Source organism: Rhodopseudomonas julia, assembly GCF_030813515.1.
GTDB lineage: Bacteria > Pseudomonadota > Alphaproteobacteria > Rhizobiales > Afifellaceae > Afifella > Afifella julia.
The window spans coordinates 1,056,842-1,080,509 of record NZ_JAUSUK010000001.1 but is presented as its reverse complement, the minus strand read 5'-3'; the positions used below and the strand labels follow the sequence as shown (position 1 = coordinate 1,080,509).

The window sequence follows — 23,668 nt, the reverse complement described above, 5'->3', positions numbered from 1 at the left end:
GTCGGCAACCGGCGCTTCAGGGCGCGCTGTCTAGCAAGTCTCGCCCGCCTTGCCAATCAATGAGCGCAGCGGCGGCCGTGCGGACGGCCTCAAGGCCGCTATCTTTGAAGCTCGACGTGGCCAGAATCTCCGGAAAAGCGGCGGGGCGTTTCCGGATCGCCTCGGCGGTCGCCTCGATCAGGCGGGCAAGCTCGCCCGATTTCGGTTTGTCAGCCTTCGTCAGGACGATCTGGTAGGTGACGGCGGCCGTGTCGAGTTCCTTCATCACGGTAAGATCGGCCGCTTTGAGCCCGTGGCGGGCGTCGATGAGCAGGAAGACGCGTCGGAGCGTCGCCCGACCCTTGAGGTAGTCGTGGATGAGCTTCGTCCAGTCCTCGACCTTGTCCTTCGGCGCCTTGGCGAAGCCGTAGCCCGGCATGTCGACGAGGGCGATGACAGGCTCTTCGCCGCTGTCGCCTGGAAGGTCTGGCACAAAGAAATTCAACGCCTGCGTGCGTCCCGGCGTCTTTGAGGTGCGAGCGAGGTCCTTCTGGCGCGTCAGCGCGTTGATCAGGCTCGACTTGCCCACATTCGAGCGGCCGGCGAAAGCGATCTCGACGGGACCTTCTGGAGGAAGCGCCGCGAGGTTGGGCGCAGAGGCGACATAACGCCAGGGAGAGCCCCAAGGGTTCGCCTGGCGGCTTCCCGGCTGGCTGTCATGTTGGCCCTCAGGCGGCTCATGCGGCATGGCTTGATCTCACCTGTTCAGGGCGCGGCCGGCATTATGCCGGCCGCTTTTGCCTATTCGGCGGGCGTATCGGACTTGCGGCCGAAGAGGCCCTTCACATTGTCCCACAGCTCGATCTTCACGCCGTTGCGTCGCATGATGATGCCCTGCTGCAGGACCGAGAGGAAGTTGTTCCAGGCCCAGTAGATGACGAGACCGGCCGGGAAGGACGCCAGCATGAACATGAAGATCAAGGGCATCCAGTTGAAGATCATCGCCTGCGTCTTGTCGGGCGGCTGCGGGTTCATGCGCATCTGCACGAACATCGTCAGACCCATGATGAGCGGCCAGACGCCGAGATGCAGGAAGCTCGCTTCAAACGGCAGGAGCCCGAACAGGTTGAAGACATTCGTCGGATCGGGCGCCGACAGATCGTGGATCCAGCCGAAGAACGGCGCATGCCGCATCTCGATAGTGACGAAGAGCACCTTATAGAGCGAGAAGAAAACCGGGATCTGAATGAGCACCGGCCAGCAGCCGGCAAGCGGATTGATCTTCTCCCGCCTGTAGAGCTCCATCATCTCCTTCTGCATCGCCGGCTTGTCGTCTTTGTAGCGCTCCTGCAGCTTTTTGATCTGTGGCTGCATCTTCTTCATCTTCGACATCGAGGCGTAGGATTTGTTCGCCAGCGGGAAGAAGATGGCTTTGACGATGACCGTGACTGCGAGGATGGCCAGGCCGAAATTGCCGAGGAAGTGGAACAGGAAGTCGATGACGAAGAACATTGGCTTCGTCAGGAAATAGAACCAGCCCCAGTCGATGAGAAGGTCGAGGCGGTCGATATCGAAGCTCTGCTCGTACTGCTTCAGGAGCGTGACGACCTTGGCTCCGGCGAAAAGCAGCGTCTCATGGTTGGCCGAGGCGCCGGGCTGCACGGTTACGGCATCGCCCAGGAAATCCGCCTGATAGGTCGGAACAGTTCCGTCCTCGGTTCTGAGGAAGCGGCCCTGGAACGGCGAGTTGCCCCGCGGGATGAGGGCGGATGCCCAGTATTTGTCGGTGATGCCGAGCCAGCCGTCATTCGTCTTTGCGGGCGTGACGGATTCGTCTTCGAGATCGCTGTATTTGACTTCCTTGAGGCCTTCGTCGCCGAAGACGCCGATCGGGCCTTCATGCAGAATGTAGAAGCTGCGCCCGCCCGGCGTGCCGTGCCGGCTGATCAGGCCATAAGGATAAAGCGTCACGGGCGCGCCGGAGGAATTCTCCACGCTTTGCGACACCGTGAACATGTAATTGTCGTCGACTGAAATCTGGCGCTTGAAGACGAGACCCTGGCCGTTGTCCCAGGTGAGCGTGACCGGATTGTCTGGCGTCAGCGTCTCTGCGTCCGTCTGCCAGACCGTGTTGGCGTCCGGAACGGCGGGCCCGCCCGCAGAGGCCACCCAGCCGAAATCGGCGTAATAGGGGTCGGCGCTGCCGATCGGCGAAAAGAGCTCGATCATCGGGCTCTTCGGATCTGGCGTCGCGTGGTAGCGCTTCAGATCGAGCTCGTCGATGCGTCCGCCGACCAGGCTGATGGAGCCTTGAAGTGCCGGCGTGTCGACGGCGAGCCGCGGCGTATCGGCGGCTGGCTCGGCCATGCCTCCGGTTGCAGGCGCTGCCTCGCTCGCCGAAGGCGGAATTTGCGGGGCTGCGCCGGCCGGGCCATCAGCTGCTCCGGGCGCGGTCGCGCCAGGTGCGCCGGCAACCGACGGTTCCTGGTCCGTCGCTTGCTGCACGGCTTCCTGCTGTTGCTGGCGCTGCGCTTCGATGCGCGGTCCGGCGACGAAGTACTGCCAGCCGAGCAGGATCGCCAGCGACAGGGCGATGGCGATAATGACGTTACGGTTGTTGTCCATCAGCGTCCCGTCCTCCGCGCTCGGGCGGAATTTTGCTGGGTCCACGGCGCTTTGTGCGCGAGCGGCCCGAATGTTCGTGGTGAGCCGTCTCGCTTGAGGCTGTGAGCGCCGTGGAGAGTGCGCCGACCAAATCGGCGAAATCGGCTCGAAGTGCCGGCAAACGTGCGATGACGACAAGATCGCGCCCGGTCTGCTGTCGATCGCTGACAGCCTCCCGTGCGGCCTCTTTCAGGCGCCGGCGGATACGGTTCCGCACCACCGCCTGGCGGGCAACGCGTTTGGACACCGTAAAGCCGATGCGCCCTTCATCTGAATCGCCGCGATCACGGCTTTCCAGAACGAAATAGGGACCCGCCCGGCGAAAGCCCTTGCGAGCTGCCAGGAAGTCCCTTCGTTTTTTGAGGCGCTGCATGGCGCCGCAGCTTACGCAGACAGGCGCTTGCGTCCCTTCGCACGTCTGCGGGCCAGGATCTTGCGGCCGTTCTTGGTAGCCATGCGAGCACGGAAGCCATGGCGACGCTTGCGCACGAGGCGGCTCGGTTGAAAAGTCCGTTTCATAATCGTTCTGCCGCCTGCGGCAGCCCTCAAGCTGGTGAACGGAAGTCAGCCGGCACCTTTGACCGAAATGCTGCTTCGATGTTCGGAATTCGGACCGTGCGCCATTGCGGCACGGTGCTTTTCGCGTGCGCGATATAGTGGCAATGCCTGGCCGAAGTCAACGCGCGTTCCAAACGTCACGTGGGCGTGAGAGAATGATCGCATGAAGTTCAATTCCGGGTGAAGGTCACCTTCCGCCGGCCTGAATGCCTTACCTGGGTCTGAGAGCGGGCTCGTGCGCGCGCGCATAAGAACGCGCGCACCATAGAAATAGTGTCGAGCGGCTGAGGAACACCCGCAAGGCAGCGCCGAAGGATCGCAGGCCAATGGCCGGGAATAATGATGAAACAAAAGTCGGAGAATGGAAGGCGGATGCGGGAGGCGGAACCGAAGGTTCGAGGCGGGACGACATAGAGCAGCAGACGCCCGGCGGAGCACCGCGCGCGCTTTGGCTGCGTTTCCTGCCGGTCGGGATTGTCGCTCTCCTGCTCCTTTTGCTCTATGCGGCGGGCTTTCAGGAGTTTCTTTCTCTGGATGCTCTCGAAGAGAAGAGCGAAGCCCTCAAAGGCTTCGTTGGCGATCGGCTTGCGCTTTCCGGGCTCCTCTATGTCATTGTCTATATCACCCTCGTCGCGGTCTCCTTTCCGGGGGCGAGCATCGTCACGATCGCGGGCGGCTTGCTCTTCGGCTGGGTCCTTGGCGGCGCATTGTCGGCTGTGGGCGCCACGATCGGCGCTTGCATTATCTTTCTCATCGCCCGCACATCGTTCGGTACCGTTCTCGCTCGCCGTGCCGGTCCGCGCCTGAAACGCCTGCGTTCGGGCTTTCAGGAGGACGCTTTTCACTATCTTCTCTTTTTGCGTCTCGCGCCGATCTTTCCGTTCTGGGTGATCAATCTCGCCCCGGCTTTGTTCGATATGCGCCTCGGGCCCTACGCGCTCGCCACTTTTCTCGGCATTCTTCCAGGCACCTTCGCCTATTCCTATTTTGGCGAGGGTGTGGGCACGGCCCTCGACGAAGACGGTCCGGTCGTTTCGACGCAGCTTCTGGCGGGTTTTGCCGTCCTTGCCCTTGCCGCCCTTCTTCCCATCATGTTGAAGCGCTGGAGAGCCCGAAAGGTCGGTAGAAAGACATGACCGTTTGACGTGACAGAAGAGATCAAGACTGACATTTGCGTGATCGGCGCAGGCTCCGCCGGCCTGACGCTCGCGGCGGCTGCATCCGCTTTCGACGTTCCGACAGTTCTGATCGAGAACGGCAGGATGGGGGGCGACTGCCTGAACTATGGCTGCGTCCCCTCCAAGGCGCTGATTGCCGCGGCGCGTCATGTGGCGCATCTGCGTGAAGCGTCGGCCTTCGGCGTGAATGCCGGGTCTGCCGACGTCGATTTTGCGGGTGTCCACGCGCATATCCGTTCCGTCATCGCAGCGATCGCGCCCAACGATTCGCAAGCGCGTTTCACCGGCCTTGGCGTGCGCGTCATTCGAGAAAGGGCGTCTTTTCAGGATCGCCGCACGGTGATTGCCGGCGAGACGCGTATCAGCGCGCGGCGCTTCGTTATCGCCACCGGCTCCTCGCCGCAGATTCCTGAGATCGAGGGGCTCGAGGGGATCGACTATCTGACCAACGAAACGCTCTTCGATCTGACGAAACTTCCGACCCATCTCGTCGTTATCGGCGGCGGGCCGGTCGGGATGGAAATGGCGCAGGCGTTTCGCCGCCTGGGCTCGGAGGTCAGCCTCGTTGAGAGGGGCCGCGTCCTCTCTCATGACGACCCGGAGCTTGCCGACCACGTCCGTCGCCGCCTCGTCGCCGAGGGCGTCGCTCTCCATGAAGAGACGGAGATTTTGCGTGTCGCTCGACGCGGGCGCTACGGCGTGCGCGTCCACGTGAAGAAAGCCGATGGCACTGAGGAGGCTGTCGACGGGACGCAGATCCTGGTCGCCACCGGTCGCCGGCCGAATGTCGGCCGGCTCGACCTCGACAAGGCGGGCGTCGAGTTCGACGAGACCGGCATCAAGGTGGGAGCCAACCTGCGCACAGGCAACCGTCGCGTCTATGCCGTCGGCGACGTGACGGGCGCACTCAATTTCACCCATTGGGCAGGCTATGAGGCAGGGCTTTTGCTGCGTCCACTGCTGTTTCGGATCGGTGCACGGCCGAAGCGCGACCTTCTGCCTTGGGTCACCTACACCGATCCGGAACTCGCCCATGCCGGCTTGACGCTCGCCGAGGCGGAACGGCGCCATGGCCATGTGCGGGTCTTGCGCTGGCCCGTCGCGGAGAACGATCGCGCCCGGGCCGAGCGCCAAACGGAGGGGCTGATCCGCCTCGTCACCACGCGCCGAGGGCGTCTCCTTGGTGTGGACATCGTCGCCCGCAATGCTGGCGAGATGATTGCCCCCTATGCGCTGGCGCTCTCGAAACGCCTCAATGTGCGCGATATGATGGGTATGATCCTGCCTTATCCGACCGTTTCGGAGGTGGGAAAGCGCGCGGCGACGAGCTTCTATGTCCCCGTACCGAACAAGGCGAAGGCGCTTGCCCGTTTTCTGCGCCGGTTCGGCTGAAAACCCAAGGCCGCGGCAAGCCGTGACTGCGACCGATCTTGATGCGGCGCGTACGAGGATCGCAAGGCGCGCCTGAGGAGTGTTTGGTGGCGCTTGAGGAAAAGCCCCCCGCTGGGATGACGGGAAAGACGCGGCTCGCCGGGCTGTGGCCGGTGCAAGGGCTGTCGGGCAAGCTTCTCGTGCTGACGATCACCTTCGTGATGGTCGCGGAAGTGCTGATCTACGTGCCGTCGATCGCGAATTTCCGCAATATGTGGCTTGAGGAGAAGCTCGAGGCAGCGTCGATCGCCGCCCTTGCCGCGTCGAGCCCCGGCGCAGCTCCTTTCCCGGAAGAGCTACAGAAGCGTCTCCTGCAGGCGATCGGCATGGAAGCGATCGCGATGATGGAAGGCGGCCAGCACATCCTGATCGCGGCCGGCAACATGCCGGAAGAAGTTGCAGTCCATCAGGATCTGCGCGAGCTCGGTCCGGCGGAGGCGATTGCGGCGGCGTTCGGCACGCTCTTTCTAGGGGGCGGAGACAGGCTCATCCGCGTTTCGGGCGAACCTCCGGCCGGCATGGCGATGTTCGAGATCGTGCTCCGCGAGGATGGCCTGCGCCAGGCCATGTTGCGTTACTCCCGCAATATTCTGCTCCTCTCCATGGCGATTTCCGTGATCACCGCCTCTTTCGTCTACCTGGCGCTCAGGCGGATGATCGTTCGGCCCATCCAGAAACTCGCCGCCAGCATGCAGGACTTTTCCGCAGATCCGGAGGATGTGCGCTGCGAGGTCACCCCGTCCGGCCGCCATGACGAGATCGGCCGTGCGGAGGAGCGTTTCGCCGAAATGCAGGCGGCCTTGCGCGACATGTTGCATCAGCGCCGGCATCTCGCCAATCTCGGTCTCGCAGTCTCCAAGATCAATCATGACCTGAGGAACATCCTGGCCTCAGCCCAGCTCTTCTCGGACCATCTCGGCGAAGCGCAGGATCCGCTTGTGCGCCGCATCGCGCCAAAGCTCGTGGGGACGATTGACCGGGCGATCGGCTACACGAGGTCGGTTCTCGCCTATGGCCGTGCCGAAGAGGCGGAGCCCGTGCGCCGGCTCGTCTCCGCCAGGCGACTGGTGGAGGAAGTGGCGGAAATCTTGAGCCTGACGCCGGACGGAACCGTCGTTTTCGAGAATCGGGTGCCGGGCGATCTGGAAATCGACGCCGATCCCGACCAGTTTTTCCGCGTCATGCTCAATCTCTGTCGCAATGCCCAGGAGGCGCTTGTGTCGGACGAGAATGGGTCCGTCATCCGCCGTCTTTGGGTCGAGGGGGAGCGAACCGGGGCGGTCGCGCGCCTGCGTGTTTGTGACACGGGACCGGGCCTTCCGAAGCGGGCACGCGAGGCGCTTTTCGAGCCCTTCCAGGGCTCCACGCGGCCCGGCGGGGTCGGGCTCGGTCTGGCGATCGCGCAGGAGATCGTGGCCGCTCATGGCGGAGAAATCGCGCTTCTGGAGCGGGCAGGGGCCGGAACCGTCTTTCAGATCGAGATCCCCGACCGTCCGGCGCGGCTGGCCGATATGCGCGATCGCCGCAAAGCATAAAAGCCGTGAAAGAGGCGCCGAGAGGTGCTTGCAATCCGTCTTCTGAGCGATTAGGTGTGTCGCTCCGCGCCGCAGCCGATAGGCTTGCGACGACAGCGGCAAGCACCGGTAGCTCAGCTGGATAGAGCACCAGACTACGAATCTGGGGGTCAGGGGTTCGAATCCTCTCCGGTGCGCCATTCCTTCAAAATCAGAATTTTCGCTCTCGCACTCTGTCGAGTGGCCCTTGAGTCCGCTTGCTGAGTTCTCTTCGCCTGCGCCAGGGCGAAATGCAGGCTTCTGGAAGTCGGCGCGCGAAGCTGTCAGGTCATTTCCAACGAGTGGTCTTCGATCCACTCGTCGAAAGCGATGATGAGAGGGCTGAGCGATCTCCACAGGTCGGTGAGCGAGTATCCCGGATGGGGATGGGGCATCGTTCCCGGCGGGAGAGGTGTCGCACCTGGGAAAGGTCTCCTATGTGCATGTCTCAGGTCGATGCCCGCACGGAGCGGCTGTTTGGATGCAACCCAACCGCTATTCTGGTGCTTGCGCGTTGGTTTCCCGACGAGTTGATGCTGGCGATCGCGCAAGAGAACAATCTGGCCGAAACCGTTTTCCCGAAACCTTGAGCTGACGACGCTCTGCGGTTAGCCGTGAGCGCTGGCGAAAAAGAAACGAGGCGGCCCATGTCATGGACCACCTCGTTGGTTGCCGCTCGGGCCAAGGGCACCTGTCGCCCTGAAACCCGGCCCTCTCATTTTAAGGCGAGGGCCGGGCCGCTGTTTCTTAAAGCTCGCCGGCTTCTTCCAGAACGCGGCGCGCGATACGGAAGCATTCCACACCGCAAGGCACGCCGGCATAGATCGCTACGACATGGACGGCGGCACGGATCTCTTCTTTCGAGACGCCGTTCGTCAGCGCACCACGGCAATGCGTTTCCCATTCGTGCCAGCGGCCGAGGGCGCCGAGCATGGCGAGATTCATAAGGCTGCGGGTTTTCGGCGGGATGGCCTCATCGCCCCAGCCGAAGCCCCAGCACCAGGCGGTCATGGCCTCCTGGAAGGGCAGGCTGAAATCGTCGGCCGCGGCGAGGTTGCGTTCCACGTACTCCGCGCCGAGCGTTCCTTTGCGCTTCGCGAGCCCCTTCTCGAACATCTTCTGATCCATCTTTAAGGTCCCTTCTTTTCCTGAGCTCTCTTCAGATTTGGCCGTTGTGACCCCGCCTCATCGCGCGCGACGTTGATGGTCGCGAGGTGAGGGCAAGTCTTGCTGCGAGGGAGTGACGCTGCCCGGCAGATCCGTCGGATCGCTCAGGCAGGGATGTTCGCGCCTTTGCGGCACAGCCGCGCGAGCTCGAGCCGGCCGCGCGTCTTCCGGCGCGGCTGCTGCCGAACGGTCCATCTTTCCTCCCTTTGAGGTGACGAAGACGCCCGTATGGGGCGCCTTCGTTCATCTTCTTATTATGATGATCATACAATCATAACTGACCGGGTCAATCGCCGAAAGCCGATCAGCAGCCAAACAGGCCGATTTCGGCCTCAGCGAATGATGAAGGGATTGGCGACGGAGGTTTCGGTCGCGATCCACACCGACTTCACCTGGAGGTATTCCTTGATGGCTTCGAGGCCGCTTTCGCGGCCGATACCGCTGCGCTTGTAGCCGCCGAAGGGCGAGGTGTAGCTGATGGCGCGGTAGGTGTTGACCCAGACGGTTCCGGCGCGCAGCCGCTCCGACATGCGCAGAGCCCGCCCCATATCCTTTGTCCACACGCCTGCGGCGAGGCCAAAATCGACGGCATTGGCAATCCGCACCGCATCCGCTTCATCCTCGAACGGGATGACCGCGAGGACAGGGCCGAACACTTCTTCCTGGGCGATGCGCATTTCGTTGCTGACGCCGGTGAAGACCGTCGGCTCGACGAACTGCCCGCCCGGCTGATCCTCGACCGGTTTTCCGCCGAGGACGCATTTCGCCCCTTCGGCCCGGGCGATCTCGATATAGTCCAAGACCTTGCGATACTGCGCAGGCGTCGTCACCGGACCGACATTGGTCTCTGCCAGCATCGGGTCGCCGATCTTTGCCTCACGTGCCACCTCCAGAAGCCGCCCCACGAAGCGATCGTGGATCGAGCGCTGCAAGAGAAGCCGCGAGCCGGCAATGCAGGTCTGGCCCGTCGCTGCGAAAATGCCGGAGATTGCCCCCATCACGGCGGCGTCGATATCGGCGTCTTCGAAAACGACGTTGGGGGATTTGCCGCCAAGCTCCAGCGAAACGTGTTTGATCTGCTTCGCTGCCGTCTCATAGACCTTCTGCCCACCGATATCGGAGCCGGTGAAGGCGATCTTGGAGACGCGCGGATGCTCCACGAGGGGCGCCCCCGCTTCAACGCCGAAACCCGTGACTGTGTTGACGACACCTGCCGGAAAACCGGCCTTTTCGAACAGTGTCATGAATTCGAGCGTCGAGGCGGAGGTGAATTCCGACGGCTTGATCACCGCCGTGTTGCCTGCGGCAAGGGCGGCCGCGAGCTTCCACGCAAGAAGTAGGAGCGGCGAGTTCCACGGCGTGATCATGCCGACGACGCCGATCGGCTCGTAACGGGTGAAATTGAAGATCCCGCCCTTGTCGGTCGGGATGACAGCGCCCTCGACCTTGTCGGCGAGCCCGCCGTAATAGCGGTACCATTCGGCGAGATACTTCGTCTGGGAGAACATCTCCGCATAGAGCTTGCCGTTGTCGCGGACCTCGATTTCCGCAAGCCGCGCGGCATCCGCCTCGATGTGCTCGGCAAGGCGGTAAAGTGCCTTGCCGCGGGCGGAGGGTGTCAACGCGCTCCATTCTTCGAAGCCGGCCTCGGCCGCGGCGACGGCCTTCTCGATATCGGATTTCGTGCCCCGAGCGATCTCTGCCCAGGCCTCGCCCGTATAGGGATTTTTCGTTTCAAACCATTCGCCTTCGGCGGGATCGACAAAGCTCCCGCCGATGAAATGCCCGTAACGCTGCATGCTGACCTCCCATGTCGTCGTGTGATCGTTGGCGGCGAAATTGGCAGAAACCGATGCCAACGTCCACGTATGATTGTATGAGCAGTTTTAACTTGACGATCGCGTTTGATGCCGCAAGACTTCATTCAATAAGACAATCATAGAGTGGGAGGAAAATATGCATCGGAAAGGCAACGGACCGACCGACCTCGCTGACGCGCGGCCAGAATCGTCCGAGAATCGAATTTCTGAGACATGCGAGACGAAGAGCCCGGCCACCGCGCCGAAGGGGCTTTCGCGTCTCGCTCTGAACCGGCGACATTTCCTCGCCGCCGGCGTGGCGACGCTTGCGACGCCCTATCTTTCGAAGATCGCTCGTGCGCAGGGCTCCGACGTCAATGTCGGTGTTGTGGTGCCGCTGTCGGGCGCAAACGCGCAGTTCGGCGTGAATTCGCGCAACGGCATCCAGCTCGCCGCCGATCAGATCAACGACAACGGCGGCATCAAGGCGCTGGGCGGCGCCAAGATCAACCTGATCATTGCCGATTCGACGTCGACACCGACCAATGCGGCGACCGTCGGCCAGCGCCTGATCGCGCAGCAGAACGTCGTGGCGATCCTCGGCGCCTATGCCTCCTCGCTGTCGCTCGCTCTGTCGGAAGCGACGGAGCGGCGCGACGTACCGCTTCTCACCATGTCGTTCTCAGACATGATCACGGGCCGCGGCTTCAAGAACGTCTTCCAGGTGATTTCCAAGGCGACGACGATGGGCGCGGCGCAGTTGCGCGGTCCGGCGGGCGTGGCTGAAAAGGCCGGCAAGCCGTTGAAGTCGATCGCCATCATGTACGAGGACACGGCCTTCGGCACCTCGCAGGCCGGTGGCCTTCGCGCGACCGCGGCCGAGCTCGGCATCGAGGTGGTGATGGACGAGGCCTATCCTCTCGGCATCACCGATGTCACGCCGCTGATCAACCAGTTGCGCGGAACCAATGCCGACGCGGTCTTCCCCTGCTCCTATCTCAATGACGGCGTGCAGATCATCCGCACGATGCGCCAGCAGGGTATCGACATGCCGGTGATCGGCGGCGCCGGCGGCTACGTCATCCCGGATTTCCGGGCGGCACTCGGCGAATATGCCGAAAACGTCTTCTCGGTTGCGCCCAGCAATTACGATCTCGCCCCCGAGCTGACCGACGCGTTCAAGGAGCGTTTTGGCTACTTCATGGTACATGAGGCGCTGGAGCACGCCGTCTGCCTCGACGTGCTTGCCAAGGCTCTGGAGATATCGGGCGACACCGATTCCGACGCTCTGCGTGAGGCCCTGCGCAAGAATCGCTTCGAAGGCGGCTGGGCCGGCGTCATCCCGGGCGGCGGTGTCGATTTCGACGAGACCGGTCTCAACACGCTCGCCAAGCCGATCATCGTGCAATGGCGCGGCGATGATCTGGTGACGGTCTGGCCGGATGACGTCGCCAAGAAAGAGGCTGTGTGGGCCGGCAAATAGCCGGCCTCGACCCAAAAGTTCAACATTTAGCTAGAGAGCTGCATGGCCTTCATCCAAGCCGTGCTCGATGGGCTGATGATCGGCGGCGTATACGCCGTCATCTCCATCGGGCTGACCCTGGTCTTCGGCGTCATGGGCATCGTCAACTTCGCGCAGGCGGAGTTTTTGACCCTTGGCATGTTCGTCGCCTATTTCGCCTGGAAGTTTCTAGGGCTCGATCCTCTGATCGGCTCGTTTCTATCCTTCGCGGTGATCTTCGCGCTGGGCGTTGTCGTGCAGATGACGCTCATTCAAAGAGTGCTGAACGCCCCGCCGGTGGCGCAGATCTTCGTCACGGTCGGCCTGCTGATCGTCATTGAGAATCTGACGCTGATTACCTTCGGCTCCGATTTCCATTCGGTGACGACGAGCTATCAGACCTCGACCTTGCGGATTGGTCCTCTGTTCATCGGCGTTCCCTATCTCGCCGCCTTCCTGATGGCGCTTCTGTCGGCGGCGGCTCTCTGGCTCTTCACCAACAAGACCTGGTACGGGCGTGCGATGCGTGCCACCGCCCAGGACCCGATGGCGGCGAACCTGATGGGCATCAACGCCGATCGAATGCGCCAGATCGCCTTCGGCCTCGGCGTCGGCATGACCGCTTTCGGAGGTGCGGTGATCCTGCCTTACTTCACCGTGCATCCGACCGTCGGCCACCAATTCGTCGTTCTCATGTTCACGGTCGTGGTGCTGGGCGGTCTCGGCAGTGTGGCGGGCGCGGTCGTCGGAGGCTTTGCCGTCGGCGTCATCCAGTCCGTCTCCACTCTGTTCTTCCCGATCCAGCTGCAAAACCTCGTCCTCTTCATCGTCTTCCTGACGGTGTTGGCCGTGCGCCCGACCGGGCTGATTGGAGCGTCACGATGAAGTGGTGGATTGTGGGCGCGGTGGTCATTGTGGCCGCCGCCATTGTCCCGACGTTCCTCGATCCGACCGGCTATGCGATCCGCGTCCTGACGCTGGCGCTCCTCTTCGCTGCGCTCGGTCAGGCCTGGAACATCGTTGGCGGTCTTGCCAATCAGATTTCGCTCGGTCACGCTGCCTTCTTCGGGCTCGGGGCCTACACCTCAACGATCCTTCTGATCAATTTCGGGCTCTCGCCGTGGATCGGCATGCTGGCGGGCGCGGCAATCGCCGCGGTTGCGGCCTATCTCCTGAGCTTCCCGACGATGAAGTTGCGCGGCCATTATTTCGCGCTTGCGACGCTCGCCTTCAGCGAAGTGCTGCGCGTGATCGCGGGCTCCTGGACATCGGTAACAGGCGGGCCGGTCGGTCTCTCCGTGCCGTTCTCTCCAGACAGCTTCTGGCTCCTGCAGTTCAAGAGCACGATGCCCTATTACTACATCATGCTGGGCGCGCTCGTCGTCATCTCAGGCGTCTTCGTCTGGGTGCGCCATAGCAGCCTCGGTTACCGGCTGCGCGCCTTGAAGGAAAATCCCGAGGCTGCCGAGGTCGTCGGCGTCAACACCACGCAGGTGAAGATCACAGCGGCCGTCATTTCCGCGGCGCTCACGGCGACGCTCGGCACCCTCTACGCTCAGTTCACGTATTTCTTCGATCCGGAAGCCGTTTTCGGCATCATCCCGATCTCTGTACGTGCGGCGATCATCGCCATTCTGGGTGGTGCCGGAACCGTGGTCGGACCGATCATCGGAGCCTTTCTGATCGTGCCGATGGAGGAGATGGCGAATGTGCTTCTGTCTTCGCGCGGCGCCGGCCTGTCGCAGCTTGCTTTCGGCGTGATGTTGATCGCCATCATCCTGATCGAACCGCGCGGCATCCTCGCCTTGATCACCAACGGCGTCTCCCGCCTTCGCCGGAGGAAGTCGTCATGAGACAGGCGATCCTCGAAGTCGATGGCATCAGCAAGCATTTCGGCGGCCTGGCGGCCCTCGACAGCGTGTCCTTCGATGTCGCGCCCGGCGAGATCGTCGGTCTCATCGGTCCGAACGGTGCCGGAAAATCGACGCTCTTCAGCACGCTCGTCGGCCTGCACAAGCCGACGGACGGCATCGTGCGTCTCGAAGGCGAGGACATTACCGGTCTGAAGCCGCACAAGGTGGCGGCCCGCGGTCTCACCAAGACCTTTCAGAACGTCGCTCTCTTCATGGAGGCGACGGTGCTCGACAACGTGCTGATCGGCGGCCTTCTTCGGGCCAATGTCCATGATGCGCGCGAGCTCGCAAAAACCTGTCTCGCGCGAGTGGGTCTTGCGGAGATCGCGGGCAAGAAGGCGGCCGACCTTTCGTTTCCTGAAAGGGCGCGGGTGGAGGTGGCCCGGGCTTTGGCGACGAAGCCGAAGGGCCTCCTCCTCGATGAGGTGATGGCGGCGCTCAACCGCGTGGAGATGGAAGAGATCATGGATCTCATCCGGTCCTTGAGCCGCGACGGTCTCGCCGTCGTCGTCGTCGAGCATCACATGCATGCCATCATGACGCTGTGCGAACGCATCGTCGTTTTGAATTTCGGCAAGAAGATCGCCGAAGGCACGCCTGAAGAAATTGCCAGACATCCAGAGGTCGTGCGGGCCTATCTCGGGCAGGAATATGAATGAGGTCGGCGGAATGAGCGACACGACACCCACTCTTCTGTCGGTCGAAGATGTGCATGCGGGATACGACGGCTCGGATGTTTTGCACGGCGTCAGCCTCAATGTGAATGCCGGCGAATTCGTCTGCGTCATTGGCGCCAATACGGCGGGCAAGAGCACGCTCCTGCGCACCATCTCGCGGCTCGTGCCAAAGTCGCGCGGGCGTATCACCTTCGACGGCAAGGATTTGATGTCGCTGAAGGCACATGAGATCCCGAAGCTCGGCATCGCCCATGTGCCGGAGGGACGGCATGTCTTTCCGGACATGACGGTGGAGGAGAATCTCCTGCTCGGTGCCTACACGCTGCGCCAGGACCCCGTTTACAAGGAGCGCTTGGAAAAGGCCTTCACGCTCTTTCCGCGCCTCAAGGAGCGGCGGCGGCAATGGGCCGGAACGCTCTCCGGAGGCGAGCAGCAGATGGTCGTCCTTGGCCGCGCCATGATGCTCAATCTGCGCCTCCTCATCCTCGACGAGCCGAGCCACGGTCTCGCGCCGATCGTCGTCGACGAAGTGCACGATGCCCTGGTCAAGATCCACGAAGCCGGGACTTCAATCCTGCTCGTGGAGCAGAACACCTCGCTCGCCCTGTCGGTCGCCTCGCGCGGCTATGTGCTGGAATCGGGCGAGATCGTTCTGGCGGAGTCCGCCAAGGCGCTGCACGACGATCCGAAGGTGCGCGAGGCCTATCTCGGGCTCTGAGGGCAGGCTAGCTTCGATAGCGACATCTTCCAAAAAAAACGGGCGCCCGCGGGCGCCCGTTCTCCGTTCGGGAAGAGGGGAGGATCTCTTACCCTGCCGGCTCTTTCGGATCGGCATCGAGGCGCACGACGACGCCTTCAAGGCCTGAGCTCGGCGCCGGATAGCGGTCGAGGATGATCGGGTCGTGCCCCGGAATGACGTTCGAGCGATCGCTCGCGAGCTCCCACAGCCGGTCATAGCCTTCGAGCGTCTCGGCGAGGCTGTGCAACACCGGAAAGGCCCGGCCTTCGTTCATATTGGCGTAGAAATGGCTGGCGTCGGAGGCGACGATGAGCCAGCCGCGCCGAGTCCAGACCCGCACCACCTGCAGGCCTTTGGAATGGCCGCCGACATGGTGGACGCTGATGCCGGGAGCGATCTCAGAAGCGCCGTCGTGAAACTTGACGCGGCCGGCAAACACCTTGCGCACCATCGCCACCACGTCCTCCTCCTCAAACGGCAGTTTGAGCGCGCCGTGGCACATGCAGCGGCCCGTCGAATAGGCCATCTCCGCGTCCTGCAGATGGTAGCGCGCATTTGGGAAGAGATCGTAATTGCCGCAATGGTCGTAATGCATATGCGAGATGATGACGTCCTCGATCCCGTCCGGATCGATGCCGATCGTCTTCAGACCTTCGCCGGGCGAGCGCAGGAACTGCCGCTTGCGCTTTTCGGCCATCGCCGCATCAAAGCCGGTATCGACGATGAAGGTGCGGCCGTTGCCCTTGATCGCCCAGACGAAATAATCGAGTGGCATCGGCACGTCATGCGGATCGCCGCCGACGAAATTGTGCGCGGCGGTCGCGGCCGGATTGTGCGCATAGCGGACCGCGTAAACCTCATAAGGTTCAGGTGTCATCTTTCCTCCCTTCGACCGGCCGCGCTCTTGTTTTTCGGTTGGGCGCGGGCCGGTTCCTGTGCATGGGTGACCGCGTTTGGCGGGGTGAGGGCGGTCAGTCGGCCTCCATCACCTCAAGCTCCGGTAGAAGATACTGACGGAAGAGGGCGTAGTTCTCGATCATCGGGAAATGGCCCATGCCTTCCATCTCGGTGTAGCGGCAGCCGGGTATGGCGGCGGCCACTTTCTCCGTCATCGCCGGGGTGCACGAATAATCGTAGGTCCCGGTGAGAAGGCTCACCTTGCACTTGGCCGTGTCGATCGTCTTCACATGTTCGCGGGCGTCGAAATCGAAGCTGTAGAACATGACGTCGCCGCGATAGACGCCGGGGCCGGACTGCGCGTAGTACCACCAATTGTCTCGCTTACCCTCTTCGGGGCTTTGCGGCGCGTTGAGGCCGAAAGTGTAGGTGGCGACGAGTTCGCCGCCATGCACGGCCGGATGCAGCAGGAATTCGTTGTAGCGGCCGGGCGCATGCGCGGCACTTTCCAGCCCGATGATCCCCCGGATCTCGTCTTGAAAGTCGCTTGCGACTCGGAGCACGATCGCCCCGCCCATGGAGCAGCCCATAACCACCGGGCGGTCGAGTTTGAGCCCCTTCCAAACGGCTTCGATGGTCGCGAGATACTCCTCCGTCTTGAGCTCGTACGATTCTAGCCACCATTCGTCCGGCGGGTCGGAGCGGCCATGCCGGGGCATGTCGAAGCAGACGACGCGAAAGCGGCGCGTCACCTCCTCGTCGTTGAGGAGATGGCGGAACTGGCGGCTGTCGGCCCCGGCGGTATGCAGGCAGAGGAGAGGGATTCCCTCACCGGCTTCTTCCACATAGATGCGGTGGTTGCGGCCTTGGATGGCCACATTGAGGTAGCGGCCGACGATCGGTTCGAATTCAGGCATGCTCTTTCCCCACCTTCTGCATCAGGCCCATCATGCGGTGCAGGGCACGCGCGTTTTGCATCGCCACCAGCGTGTCGCCTTCGAGAACGAACTCCGGCACGCGCATGATCATGGCGAAGATGTCGTGATAGAGAGGAGGTGGTGTCTCGCACAAAAAGCGCTGCCACAGCTCCATCGGGGCGCGGATCTCAAATTGCGTCGGCACGTCGAAACCGGGAGCCTGCAGGATCTTGTCGATCCTGCCCTGGCGCACCCGCAAGACGTAGCGCTTCGTGCCGAAAGTGATGCCCATATCGACGTCGAACTTGCTGCCGATGACGGCAAGTTCTCGGTCTGAGGCGACCCTTTCGGCGAAGGCGGCCATCCAATCTTCGTCGGGGAATTCAGCCATAGTCGATATCCTTCTCGTCAAGGCGGGGCGGGGGCACGGCCTCTGCCTCACCCGGTCGGAGCCTTGCAAAGAAGAAAGCGGCGCCGGTTCTTGGGTCGAACCGCGCCGCTTTCCTTTATGCGCCGTATTGCTCGTCGGTGACGTGCTCCAGCCATTCGACGACAACGCCGTCATGGCCTTCCTGCATGGAGATGTGGGTCATCATCGTGTTGGGACCCGCGCCATGCCAATGCTTCTCGCCGGGCGGGATCCAGATGACATCACCAGCACGGATTTCCTGGATCGGCCCATCCCATTTCTGGATGCGACCGGTGCCGGCGGTGACGTAGAGCGTCTGCCCCATCGGATGCGTGTGCCAGGCCGTGCGGGCGCCCGGCTCGAACATGACCACGTTGGATTTCAGCAGCGCCGGCTCAGGCGCTTCGATAATCGGGTCCTGCCAGACATTTCCGGTGAAGGATTTTGCCGGCGCCTTACGGGTCGGCAGAGTTCCAAGACGTCTGATATCCATATTTCTCCTCTCCTTGAGTTCGGCCGTTTCGTCCGGCCTGGTCTCCCGCCTTTGCGGGTCGTTCGTTGATCGGTCGGGCTGCACGCCTCATTTGAGGCCGTGCGTGAAGCTCTTTGGCTCCGGGCCCATCAGCGAATAGGGCACGAGCGTCGATAGCCCGGGCACGTAGGTCGCGATCACGAGGAAGATGAGCATAATGCCGATGAACGGGGCGGCGGCCTTGGTCACCTGCACGACGCTCATCCTGGCGACGCTCGCCGTGACGAAGAGATTGAGCCCGATCGGAGGGCTGATCAGCCCGATTTCCATGTTGACGACGATCATGATGCCGAGATGGATCGGGTCGACGCCGAGCTCCATCGCCACCGGGAAGACGACCGGCACGACGATCAGGAGGAGGCCCGACGGCTCCATGAACTGACCGCCGATGAGCAGCAGGATGTTGAGAGCCAGAAGGAAGGTGAACCAGTTGAACCCGGCCCCGATCATCCATTCGGTGATCGTCTGCGGCACGCGCTCCACCGTCAGCACATGGGCGAACAGCATCGCGTTGACGACGATGAACATGAGCATGATCGTCGCTTTGCCGGCCTCCACCAGCACATGCTCGGTGTCGCGATGGAAGCAGGCCGGTACGAAGCGCGTGACCGTCAGGAGAGTGTTGCGTTGCACGGCGCCGATGATCGATTCGCCGTCCTGGCGCCACGGCACGCCCCGAAGCGGGCCCATGTCCCGATAGACGAAGATGGCGACAAGGAAGGAATAAACCGCTGCGACAGCCGCCGCCTCCGTGGGAGTGAAGATGCCGCCATAGATGCCGCCGAGGATGACGATGACGAGGAAGAGACCCCAGGACGCGTCGAGGAAGGCGTCGCGCACGGCCGTAAAGCCAGCGAAAGGCAGTTTCGGCATGCCCCGGAAGCGGGCGTTGAGATAGACGCCGACCATCAGCATGAGGCCAGCGACGGTGCCTGGCAGGATGCCGGCGAGGAACATGCGGCTGACGGAGACGTCTGTGGCGGCGCAGTAGACCACCATGACGATCGATGGCGGAATGAGAATGCCGAGCGTGCCGGCATTGCAGATGATGCCTGCGGCGAATTCCTTCGAGTAGCCGACCTCACGCATGCTGGCGATGGCGATCGAACCGATCGCAACCACGGTGGCGGGCGAGGAGCCGGAGAGCGCCGCAAACAGCATGCACGACATCACCGAGGCGATCGCGAGCCCGCCGCGCAGATGACCGACGGCCGAAACCGCGAAGCGGATGATGCGGCGCGCCACGCCGCCCGTCGACATGAAGGACGAGGCGAGGATGAAGAACGGGATCGCAAGCAGCGTGTAGCTCTGCGAGGCCGTGAAGAGCTTGAGCGCCACCGACGACATGGAATCGCCGGAGAAGAGAACGATGGTCAAAACACTCGAAAGCCCAAGCGCGAGTGCGACCGGCACCCCGGCGAAGAGAAGGGCGAGAACCGTGATGAAAAGGAAGCCGGAGACCATCGATTACCTCCGGTCTTTGGAGTTGTTGTCGTCGTACCAGTGCGGCGCCTCTGAGGCGTGCTCCTGCGCGGCGGCGTAGCTCTCGTGGTCGGGATCGGAACGTTGATCCATGAGCTCGGTCGTCTCGATGGCCGTGGTGATCATTTCCCGCTTGCCCTGGACGATTTCGATCAGCGCTTGCAGGCAGCGGAAGCCGAACAGAAAGAGCCCGAGGGGCAAGATGAGATAGGCGATCCAGCGATGCACCCGGGCGGGCAGGTCGAACATCTCCTGCGCCCAATCCGGATAGCGGATCTCGGTGAGGCCGATGCCGGTTTCAAAGGTGCGCAGCCAATAAGGAAAGGCGCCGCCTTTGGCGTCGATGCCGATGAATTGAAGCCAATCGGCCCAGAAGAAGATTGCGGCATAAACCACGCCGCAGAGTGCGCCGAAGATCGCAAAGGCCTTGAAAACGTGCTTGGGCAGGGCGCGGACCACCGTGTCGACCGCCAGATGCGAGCCGATCTTGGCGCCGTAGGCCATGCCGAAGAGAATGAGCCAGGCGAACAGGATGCGCGCAAAATCGAGCGCGCCGAGCCAGCCGGTATTAAAGACGTAGCGGGCGATCACCTGAGTAAAGGAGGTGACTGTCATCGCCGCCATCAAGATCGCGATGACGCTGCGCTCGAAGCGGTCGACGCGTCGGCCGAAACTGCTCATCTTCCATCCTTCAGGAGTTGGATCCTCGCGGCCCTTCGCCGAAAACGGCGAAAGGAGTTTCACTGGCGAGCGGTCCGGCCGGGCGCAGGTGGGGCGTTGCGGGGACGGCGTCTGAGCCGTCCCCGCGCCTTTGTCCGCCCGGCAGAGCCTGCGTTCAGGATTTGTTGGACGCGACTGCGGCCTCGATCACATCCTTGCCGATCCCGTCTTCGAACTCTTCCCAGACGGGTTTCACGGCATCGACCCATTTCTGCCGCTGTTCCGGAGAGAGCGTACGGACGGTGACGCCCGCTTCCTGGATGCGCTCCTTGCTCTCTTCGTTGATGGCCGTGGCCTTCTCGTTGTACTCGTCGCTGACCTCGCCGACGATCGAGAGGAACTTCTCGCGCACATCGTCATCCAGGCTGTCGAGGAAGTCCTGGGAGGTGACGAGAATGTAGGTGAGGAACTGGTGGTTGGTCTCGGTGACCCCGTCCTGCACTTCGTAGAGTTTGCCGGTGTAGATGTTCGACCAGGTGTTCTCCTGCCCGTCGACGACGCCGGTCTGCAAGGCGCCGAAGGCCTCGCTCCAGGCGAGCGGCTGCGGGTTGGCACCGAGGGCCTTGATCATGGCGATCGAGACGTCGGAGGTCGTGGCGCGGATCTTCAGGCCGTTGAGGTCCGAGGGCTCGATCAATGGCTTGTTCGCGGAGAAGGCGCGCAGGCCGTTATAGACATAGGCAAGGCCGACGAAGCCGTTGTCGGTCATGGACTTCAAGAGTTCGTCGCCCGTCTCGCTATGGGTGAAGCGCGACACCGCATCGGTGTCCTCAAACAGGAACGGCAGATTGAAGACGTCGAGCTTGGCGGTATAGGCGCCGAGCTTGCCGATGTCGGGCGAGGCGAGTTGGATGTCCCCGATCGCCAGCGCTTCCATGACTTCATCGTCATTGTAGAGCTGTGAGCTCGGATAGACCTGGATGCAAAGCTGCCCGTCCATCTCTTCGTTGACGCGCTTGGCGAGTGCGGTGGCCATCTCGCCCTTCGGATTGCCCGTCGGAGCACTCACATGGCTGTATTTGACGAGCGTTTCGCCGGACTGGCACTCCGATTGAGCCATGGCCGTGCTGGCCAAGAGGCTCATCGCGAGGGCTGTAAGAATGGTGGTTTTCATCATGTCCTCCCTGGTGATCACTGTTTCCCGCTCGTTTGCTGGCGGAAGCTGCAGTGAGCTGATCATAGGCCTTGGGCCAAGTCAATATGATTGTATGATCAGAATATTTCAGAACAATTTCGCAGACGGCAGCGCACGCGTCCCGCGCACGCTGCCGTCGCAGAGGTGTACTTTATGCAAAGAAAGAAACGCTACGCAGTCCCGGAGACGGCGTCGGTTTCTTCGCGAAAATCAGCCGGTGGCGCCGTCGCTGCGCAGGCTGACGCCAGCGGCCTTCTCCGTCAGTGTCACCACCTTGGTGAAATCGGAATCCGCGCCGAGTTTATCGACGGCATCCTGCCAGATATCGAAGACCACTTCGCAGCCGGGCAGGTTGAGGCCCATCGCCTTGGCGACCTCGTTGAAAAGCTTGACGTCCTTGAACATGAGGCCGGACGAAAAGCCGTAATCGAAGGTGCCGGGCAGGATCGACTGGGGGAATTTCTGCATGGTCGCGGTGTTGCGGCCGCTGCCGGCGTTGATGACGTCGATCATCACGTCCGGCGACAGCCCTGCCTTGGCGCCCATTGCCACGGCCTCGGAGCTCAGCGCCATGGCTGCGGCAGATAACAAATTGTTGACGAGCTTCATCGTCTGCGCGAGGCCCGGCTTGTCACTCACATAGAACGGCTTTCCGATCGCCTTGAGCTGCGGCAGGAGGTTGTCGTAGTCGGCTTTCGGCCCGGAGAACATGACGGCGAGAGTGCCCGCCTTGGCGCCGCCGACGCCGCCGCTCACCGGGGAATCGAGCCAGGTGACGCCCTTTTCCTGCATCTTTTTCGCCAGCGTTTCCGCCATCTGCGGGCCTGTCGTGGACAAATCCACGATCCGCTTCACCTGGCTTCCTTCGGCGAGCCCATTGTCGCCGAAGGCGACGGCCTCCACGATCGGTGGCGTCGGAAGCGACAGGAAGACGGTGTCGACCTGAGAGGCGAGATCGGCGGCCGAATTTGCCGCCGTAGCGCCGCGTTCCACGAACGGCGCGATTGCACTTTCGCGTGCATCATAAACGACGAGCGGGTTGCCGGCGTCCAAGAGGCGCCCGGCCATCGGGACGCCCATATTTCCAAGACCGATGAAGCCGATTTTGTCGCTCAAGATATTCCTCCACGATTGGCGGCTCTCAGCCTGCCGATTATTCGTTTCGATGGCGGGGTTGGGCCTGCAGCGGCCTCATCCGACGCCGTCGCGGGAACCCGCAAGCCCGGACACCATATCGATCTTAATACCGTAATACAATATTATTAGAAGCAGATCGCGCTCAACGTGTCCTCATGGGGACGCTTTGAACAAAAGCCCTCGAGGATGGGTGAGCCTGGAGAGGGGAGCGCAGGAGCGCGCCGGTCTGAGCCTCCGCCCGGCACGGAAGCGAGGTTTTCAGGCGCGACGCTTCTTTTCGCGCGTGTCCATGGAAAAGGTGTGCATGGCCGCCGCCGCTGCGCGCCGCACATGATCCGTGGCGATCGCCTTGGCCCCCGCGGCATCGCGGCGGTCGAGGGCGTCGAGGAGCGTCTGCAGCTCGCTCAGGCTCTGCTGCCAGCGATTGGGAGCTTGCAGCGATTGCGCCCGCAACAGCATGGTGCGCGAGTTCAGCATATAGAGCGTCTTGCCCAGCGCCTCGTTGCCGGTGCCGGCGACGAGGCAATCGTAGAATTTGTTTTTCAGCGCGATGCGCGTCGCGGCGATATCGGCCTTCTTGACCTCATCGAACGCCGCCTTCAGTGCCTCGCGGTCGTTATCCGTCGCATGCTCGGCAAAGAGCTCGGCCGCCAAGCCTTCCAGCACCTCGCGCACCTGATAAACGCCGATCGCCTGTGCCGCGGTGATCCGAGAAACCACGGGACCTTTATGGGCGATGACCTCGATGAGCCCTTCCGATTCGAGCTGGCGGAGAGCTTCGCGGACGAGCGTTCGGCTGACACCCGTCATCTCGCACAAGTCGCGCTCCGGCATACGCTCGCCCGGTCGGAATCGCCCGGCGGCGATGGCCTGCCGAATGCTTTCCGTGACGCTGTGGCGCAAAGTTGCCGCCGGGCGCGGAACGCGGAATTCCTCGTCCCTCGCCTTGGTTTCATTCATACCGGGCACTGCTTTTCCCCTTGCCGGAGTGGTCGCTTACGCCGCCCGCTCACCGACCAGCTCGGATCCTGCAGACATTAAGATTATTGTTCAGCAACGCAGACGTGTCTAGCATTCGTAATGATCGCATGACGATCCTACAATCTTTGAGGGCCCGAGCATATGCATCTTTATGCCACCCCGAGTGGCCACTATGGGCCGCGCTCGAAAGTCGCGCCCGTAAGCTCTGATCGGCCGGGGACCCGTGCCAGCGCGTTTCAACAGCCCGATCTCCGCCCGCGAGCGGGATGCGCAAGGGGGATGCGTCAGGACGCTTCATC

Annotated in this window: 24 protein-coding genes and 1 tRNA gene; 10 read left to right on the top strand and 15 right to left on the bottom strand. The window is 62.4% G+C overall.

The annotated features are described in order from the left end of the window. Window positions 1–16 precede the first annotated feature (16 nt). The 4 genes from yihA to rpmH are packed head-to-tail and all read right to left on the bottom strand — an operon-like array spanning window position 17 to window position 3,162. Window positions 17–727 carry a ribosome biogenesis GTP-binding protein YihA/YsxC gene (yihA, locus tag J2R99_RS05005; protein WP_307153369.1) on the bottom strand — a complete coding sequence of 237 codons (711 nt, stop codon included), beginning with the start codon at window positions 725–727 and terminating at the stop codon, window positions 17–19. 53 nt (window positions 728–780) lie between these two features. Next, window positions 781–2,604, bottom strand: coding sequence for a membrane protein insertase YidC (gene yidC / locus J2R99_RS05000; RefSeq protein WP_307153368.1), 1,824 nt, complete (start codon window positions 2,602–2,604; stop codon window positions 781–783). Further along, window positions 2,588–3,016 (bottom strand): ribonuclease P protein component, encoded by a 429-nt coding sequence (gene rnpA / locus J2R99_RS04995; RefSeq protein ID WP_307153367.1) that lies wholly within the window; start codon window positions 3,014–3,016, stop codon window positions 2,588–2,590. The genes yidC and rnpA overlap by 17 nt, the downstream gene beginning before the upstream one ends. Window positions 3,017–3,027: 11 nt before the next feature. Continuing rightward, window positions 3,028–3,162 carry a 50S ribosomal protein L34 gene (gene rpmH / locus J2R99_RS04990; RefSeq protein WP_307153366.1) on the bottom strand — a complete coding sequence of 45 codons (135 nt, stop codon included), beginning with the start codon at window positions 3,160–3,162 and terminating at the stop codon, window positions 3,028–3,030. A 365-nt stretch (window positions 3,163–3,527) separates the two neighbouring features. Here rpmH and J2R99_RS04985 point away from each other — a divergent pair, with 365 nt between their 5' ends. The 5 genes from J2R99_RS04985 to J2R99_RS04965 all read left to right on the top strand — a co-directional run bounded on the left by J2R99_RS04985 (window position 3,528) and on the right by J2R99_RS04965 (window position 7,953). Then, window positions 3,528–4,337 carry a TVP38/TMEM64 family protein gene (locus J2R99_RS04985; protein ID WP_307153365.1) on the top strand — a complete coding sequence of 270 codons (810 nt, stop codon included), beginning with the start codon at window positions 3,528–3,530 and terminating at the stop codon, window positions 4,335–4,337. A gap of 9 nt (window positions 4,338–4,346) precedes the next feature. Then, window positions 4,347–5,771: a dihydrolipoyl dehydrogenase family protein gene (locus J2R99_RS04980; RefSeq protein ID WP_307153364.1), complete on the top strand. Its 1,425-nt coding sequence runs from the start codon at window positions 4,347–4,349 to the stop codon at window positions 5,769–5,771. 116 nt (window positions 5,772–5,887) lie between these two features. Beyond that, the gene (locus J2R99_RS04975; RefSeq protein WP_307153363.1) at window positions 5,888–7,345 is read left to right on the top strand and encodes a sensor histidine kinase; all 1,458 of its coding nucleotides are present in this window, start codon (window positions 5,888–5,890) and stop codon (window positions 7,343–7,345) included. Window positions 7,346–7,447: 102 nt separating this feature from the next. Continuing rightward, a tRNA-Arg gene (locus tag J2R99_RS04970) sits at window positions 7,448–7,524 on the top strand. Between the two features lie 282 nt (window positions 7,525–7,806). Next, window positions 7,807–7,953 (top strand): hypothetical protein, encoded by a 147-nt coding sequence (locus tag J2R99_RS04965; protein ID WP_307153362.1) that lies wholly within the window; start codon window positions 7,807–7,809, stop codon window positions 7,951–7,953. 157 nt (window positions 7,954–8,110) lie between these two features. Here J2R99_RS04965 and J2R99_RS04960 read toward each other — a convergent pair whose 3' ends face one another. Then, entirely contained in the window at window positions 8,111–8,491 is a 381-nt protein-coding gene (locus tag J2R99_RS04960; RefSeq protein WP_092811427.1) for a carboxymuconolactone decarboxylase family protein, read from the bottom strand. A 371-nt stretch (window positions 8,492–8,862) separates the two neighbouring features. After that, window positions 8,863–10,329, bottom strand: coding sequence for an aldehyde dehydrogenase (locus J2R99_RS04955; RefSeq protein WP_307153361.1), 1,467 nt, complete (start codon window positions 10,327–10,329; stop codon window positions 8,863–8,865). Between the two features lie 157 nt (window positions 10,330–10,486). Here J2R99_RS04955 and J2R99_RS04950 point away from each other — a divergent pair, with 157 nt between their 5' ends. Genes J2R99_RS04950 through J2R99_RS04930 form a run of 5 tightly spaced genes read left to right on the top strand, consistent with a single transcriptional unit; the run spans window position 10,487 to window position 15,138 of the window. After that, a complete protein-coding gene (locus J2R99_RS04950; protein WP_307153360.1) occupies window positions 10,487–11,812 on the top strand; it encodes an ABC transporter substrate-binding protein in 1,326 nt (441 codons plus the stop codon). A gap of 42 nt (window positions 11,813–11,854) precedes the next feature. Further along, window positions 11,855–12,715, top strand: coding sequence for a branched-chain amino acid ABC transporter permease (locus tag J2R99_RS04945; protein ID WP_307153359.1), 861 nt, complete (start codon window positions 11,855–11,857; stop codon window positions 12,713–12,715). Next, window positions 12,712–13,683 (top strand): branched-chain amino acid ABC transporter permease, encoded by a 972-nt coding sequence (locus J2R99_RS04940; RefSeq protein WP_307153358.1) that lies wholly within the window; start codon window positions 12,712–12,714, stop codon window positions 13,681–13,683. The genes J2R99_RS04945 and J2R99_RS04940 overlap by 4 nt, the downstream gene beginning before the upstream one ends. Continuing rightward, on the top strand, window positions 13,680–14,402 hold the full coding sequence (locus J2R99_RS04935; protein ID WP_307153357.1) for an ABC transporter ATP-binding protein: 723 nt from the start codon (window positions 13,680–13,682) through the stop codon (window positions 14,400–14,402). Before J2R99_RS04940 ends, J2R99_RS04935 begins: the two co-directional genes overlap by 4 nt. A 10-nt stretch (window positions 14,403–14,412) precedes the next feature. Further along, window positions 14,413–15,138, top strand: a complete 726-nt coding sequence (locus J2R99_RS04930) for an ABC transporter ATP-binding protein (protein ID WP_307153356.1) — start codon at window positions 14,413–14,415, stop codon at window positions 15,136–15,138. 88 nt (window positions 15,139–15,226) lie between these two features. Here J2R99_RS04930 and J2R99_RS04925 read toward each other — a convergent pair whose 3' ends face one another. The 9 genes from J2R99_RS04925 to J2R99_RS04885 form a co-directional block, all read right to left on the bottom strand. Further along, a complete protein-coding gene (locus J2R99_RS04925) occupies window positions 15,227–16,036 on the bottom strand; it encodes an N-acyl homoserine lactonase family protein (protein WP_307153355.1) in 810 nt (269 codons plus the stop codon). 94 nt (window positions 16,037–16,130) lie between these two features. After that, window positions 16,131–16,973 carry an alpha/beta fold hydrolase gene (locus J2R99_RS04920; protein ID WP_307153354.1) on the bottom strand — a complete coding sequence of 281 codons (843 nt, stop codon included), beginning with the start codon at window positions 16,971–16,973 and terminating at the stop codon, window positions 16,131–16,133. After that, on the bottom strand, window positions 16,966–17,364 hold the full coding sequence (locus tag J2R99_RS04915; protein ID WP_307153353.1) for a hypothetical protein: 399 nt from the start codon (window positions 17,362–17,364) through the stop codon (window positions 16,966–16,968). The genes J2R99_RS04920 and J2R99_RS04915 overlap by 8 nt, the downstream gene beginning before the upstream one ends. Window positions 17,365–17,479: 115 nt before the next feature. Next, complete coding sequence (locus J2R99_RS04910) at window positions 17,480–17,875, bottom strand: (R)-mandelonitrile lyase (protein WP_307153352.1); 396 nt, start codon at window positions 17,873–17,875, stop codon at window positions 17,480–17,482. 87 nt (window positions 17,876–17,962) lie between these two features. Beyond that, the gene (locus J2R99_RS04905; protein WP_307153351.1) at window positions 17,963–19,378 is read right to left on the bottom strand and encodes a TRAP transporter large permease; all 1,416 of its coding nucleotides are present in this window, start codon (window positions 19,376–19,378) and stop codon (window positions 17,963–17,965) included. A gap of 3 nt (window positions 19,379–19,381) precedes the next feature. Continuing rightward, window positions 19,382–20,077, bottom strand: coding sequence for a TRAP transporter small permease (locus tag J2R99_RS04900; RefSeq protein WP_307153350.1), 696 nt, complete (start codon window positions 20,075–20,077; stop codon window positions 19,382–19,384). 154 nt (window positions 20,078–20,231) lie between these two features. Next, on the bottom strand, window positions 20,232–21,233 hold the full coding sequence (locus J2R99_RS04895) for a DctP family TRAP transporter solute-binding subunit (protein ID WP_307153349.1): 1,002 nt from the start codon (window positions 21,231–21,233) through the stop codon (window positions 20,232–20,234). A 228-nt stretch (window positions 21,234–21,461) separates the two neighbouring features. Beyond that, the gene (locus J2R99_RS04890; protein WP_307154145.1) at window positions 21,462–22,370 is read right to left on the bottom strand and encodes an NAD(P)-dependent oxidoreductase; all 909 of its coding nucleotides are present in this window, start codon (window positions 22,368–22,370) and stop codon (window positions 21,462–21,464) included. A 276-nt stretch (window positions 22,371–22,646) separates the two neighbouring features. Beyond that, window positions 22,647–23,348, bottom strand: a complete 702-nt coding sequence (locus J2R99_RS04885; RefSeq protein WP_307153348.1) for a GntR family transcriptional regulator — start codon at window positions 23,346–23,348, stop codon at window positions 22,647–22,649. Window positions 23,349–23,668: the final 320 nt, after the last annotated feature.

Excerpts from the sequence above, each read along its gene's own strand:
- yihA (WP_307153369.1), bottom strand. The coding sequence starts at position 727 with ATGCCGCATGAGCCGCCTGAGGGCCAACATGACAGCCAGCCGGGAAGC.
- yidC (WP_307153368.1), bottom strand. The coding sequence starts at position 2,604 with ATGGACAACAACCGTAACGTCATTATCGCCATCGCCCTGTCGCTGGCG.
- rnpA (WP_307153367.1), bottom strand. The coding sequence starts at position 3,016 with ATGCAGCGCCTCAAAAAACGAAGGGACTTCCTGGCAGCTCGCAAGGGC.
- rpmH (WP_307153366.1), bottom strand. The coding sequence starts at position 3,162 with ATGAAACGGACTTTTCAACCGAGCCGCCTCGTGCGCAAGCGTCGCCAT.
- J2R99_RS04985 (WP_307153365.1), top strand. The coding sequence starts at position 3,528 with ATGGCCGGGAATAATGATGAAACAAAAGTCGGAGAATGGAAGGCGGAT.
- J2R99_RS04975 (WP_307153363.1), top strand. The coding sequence starts at position 5,888 with ATGACGGGAAAGACGCGGCTCGCCGGGCTGTGGCCGGTGCAAGGGCTG.
- J2R99_RS04965 (WP_307153362.1), top strand. The coding sequence starts at position 7,807 with ATGTCTCAGGTCGATGCCCGCACGGAGCGGCTGTTTGGATGCAACCCA.
- J2R99_RS04960 (WP_092811427.1), bottom strand. The coding sequence starts at position 8,491 with ATGGATCAGAAGATGTTCGAGAAGGGGCTCGCGAAGCGCAAAGGAACG.
- J2R99_RS04955 (WP_307153361.1), bottom strand. The coding sequence starts at position 10,329 with ATGCAGCGTTACGGGCATTTCATCGGCGGGAGCTTTGTCGATCCCGCC.
- J2R99_RS04950 (WP_307153360.1), top strand. The coding sequence starts at position 10,487 with ATGCATCGGAAAGGCAACGGACCGACCGACCTCGCTGACGCGCGGCCA.
- J2R99_RS04945 (WP_307153359.1), top strand. The coding sequence starts at position 11,855 with ATGGCCTTCATCCAAGCCGTGCTCGATGGGCTGATGATCGGCGGCGTA.
- J2R99_RS04940 (WP_307153358.1), top strand. The coding sequence starts at position 12,712 with ATGAAGTGGTGGATTGTGGGCGCGGTGGTCATTGTGGCCGCCGCCATT.
- J2R99_RS04935 (WP_307153357.1), top strand. The coding sequence starts at position 13,680 with ATGAGACAGGCGATCCTCGAAGTCGATGGCATCAGCAAGCATTTCGGC.
- J2R99_RS04930 (WP_307153356.1), top strand. The coding sequence starts at position 14,413 with ATGAGCGACACGACACCCACTCTTCTGTCGGTCGAAGATGTGCATGCG.
- J2R99_RS04925 (WP_307153355.1), bottom strand. The coding sequence starts at position 16,036 with ATGACACCTGAACCTTATGAGGTTTACGCGGTCCGCTATGCGCACAAT.
- J2R99_RS04920 (WP_307153354.1), bottom strand. The coding sequence starts at position 16,973 with ATGCCTGAATTCGAACCGATCGTCGGCCGCTACCTCAATGTGGCCATC.
- J2R99_RS04915 (WP_307153353.1), bottom strand. The coding sequence starts at position 17,364 with ATGGCTGAATTCCCCGACGAAGATTGGATGGCCGCCTTCGCCGAAAGG.
- J2R99_RS04910 (WP_307153352.1), bottom strand. The coding sequence starts at position 17,875 with ATGGATATCAGACGTCTTGGAACTCTGCCGACCCGTAAGGCGCCGGCA.
- J2R99_RS04905 (WP_307153351.1), bottom strand. The coding sequence starts at position 19,378 with ATGGTCTCCGGCTTCCTTTTCATCACGGTTCTCGCCCTTCTCTTCGCC.
- J2R99_RS04900 (WP_307153350.1), bottom strand. The coding sequence starts at position 20,077 with ATGAGCAGTTTCGGCCGACGCGTCGACCGCTTCGAGCGCAGCGTCATC.
- J2R99_RS04895 (WP_307153349.1), bottom strand. The coding sequence starts at position 21,233 with ATGATGAAAACCACCATTCTTACAGCCCTCGCGATGAGCCTCTTGGCC.
- J2R99_RS04885 (WP_307153348.1), bottom strand. The coding sequence starts at position 23,348 with ATGAATGAAACCAAGGCGAGGGACGAGGAATTCCGCGTTCCGCGCCCG.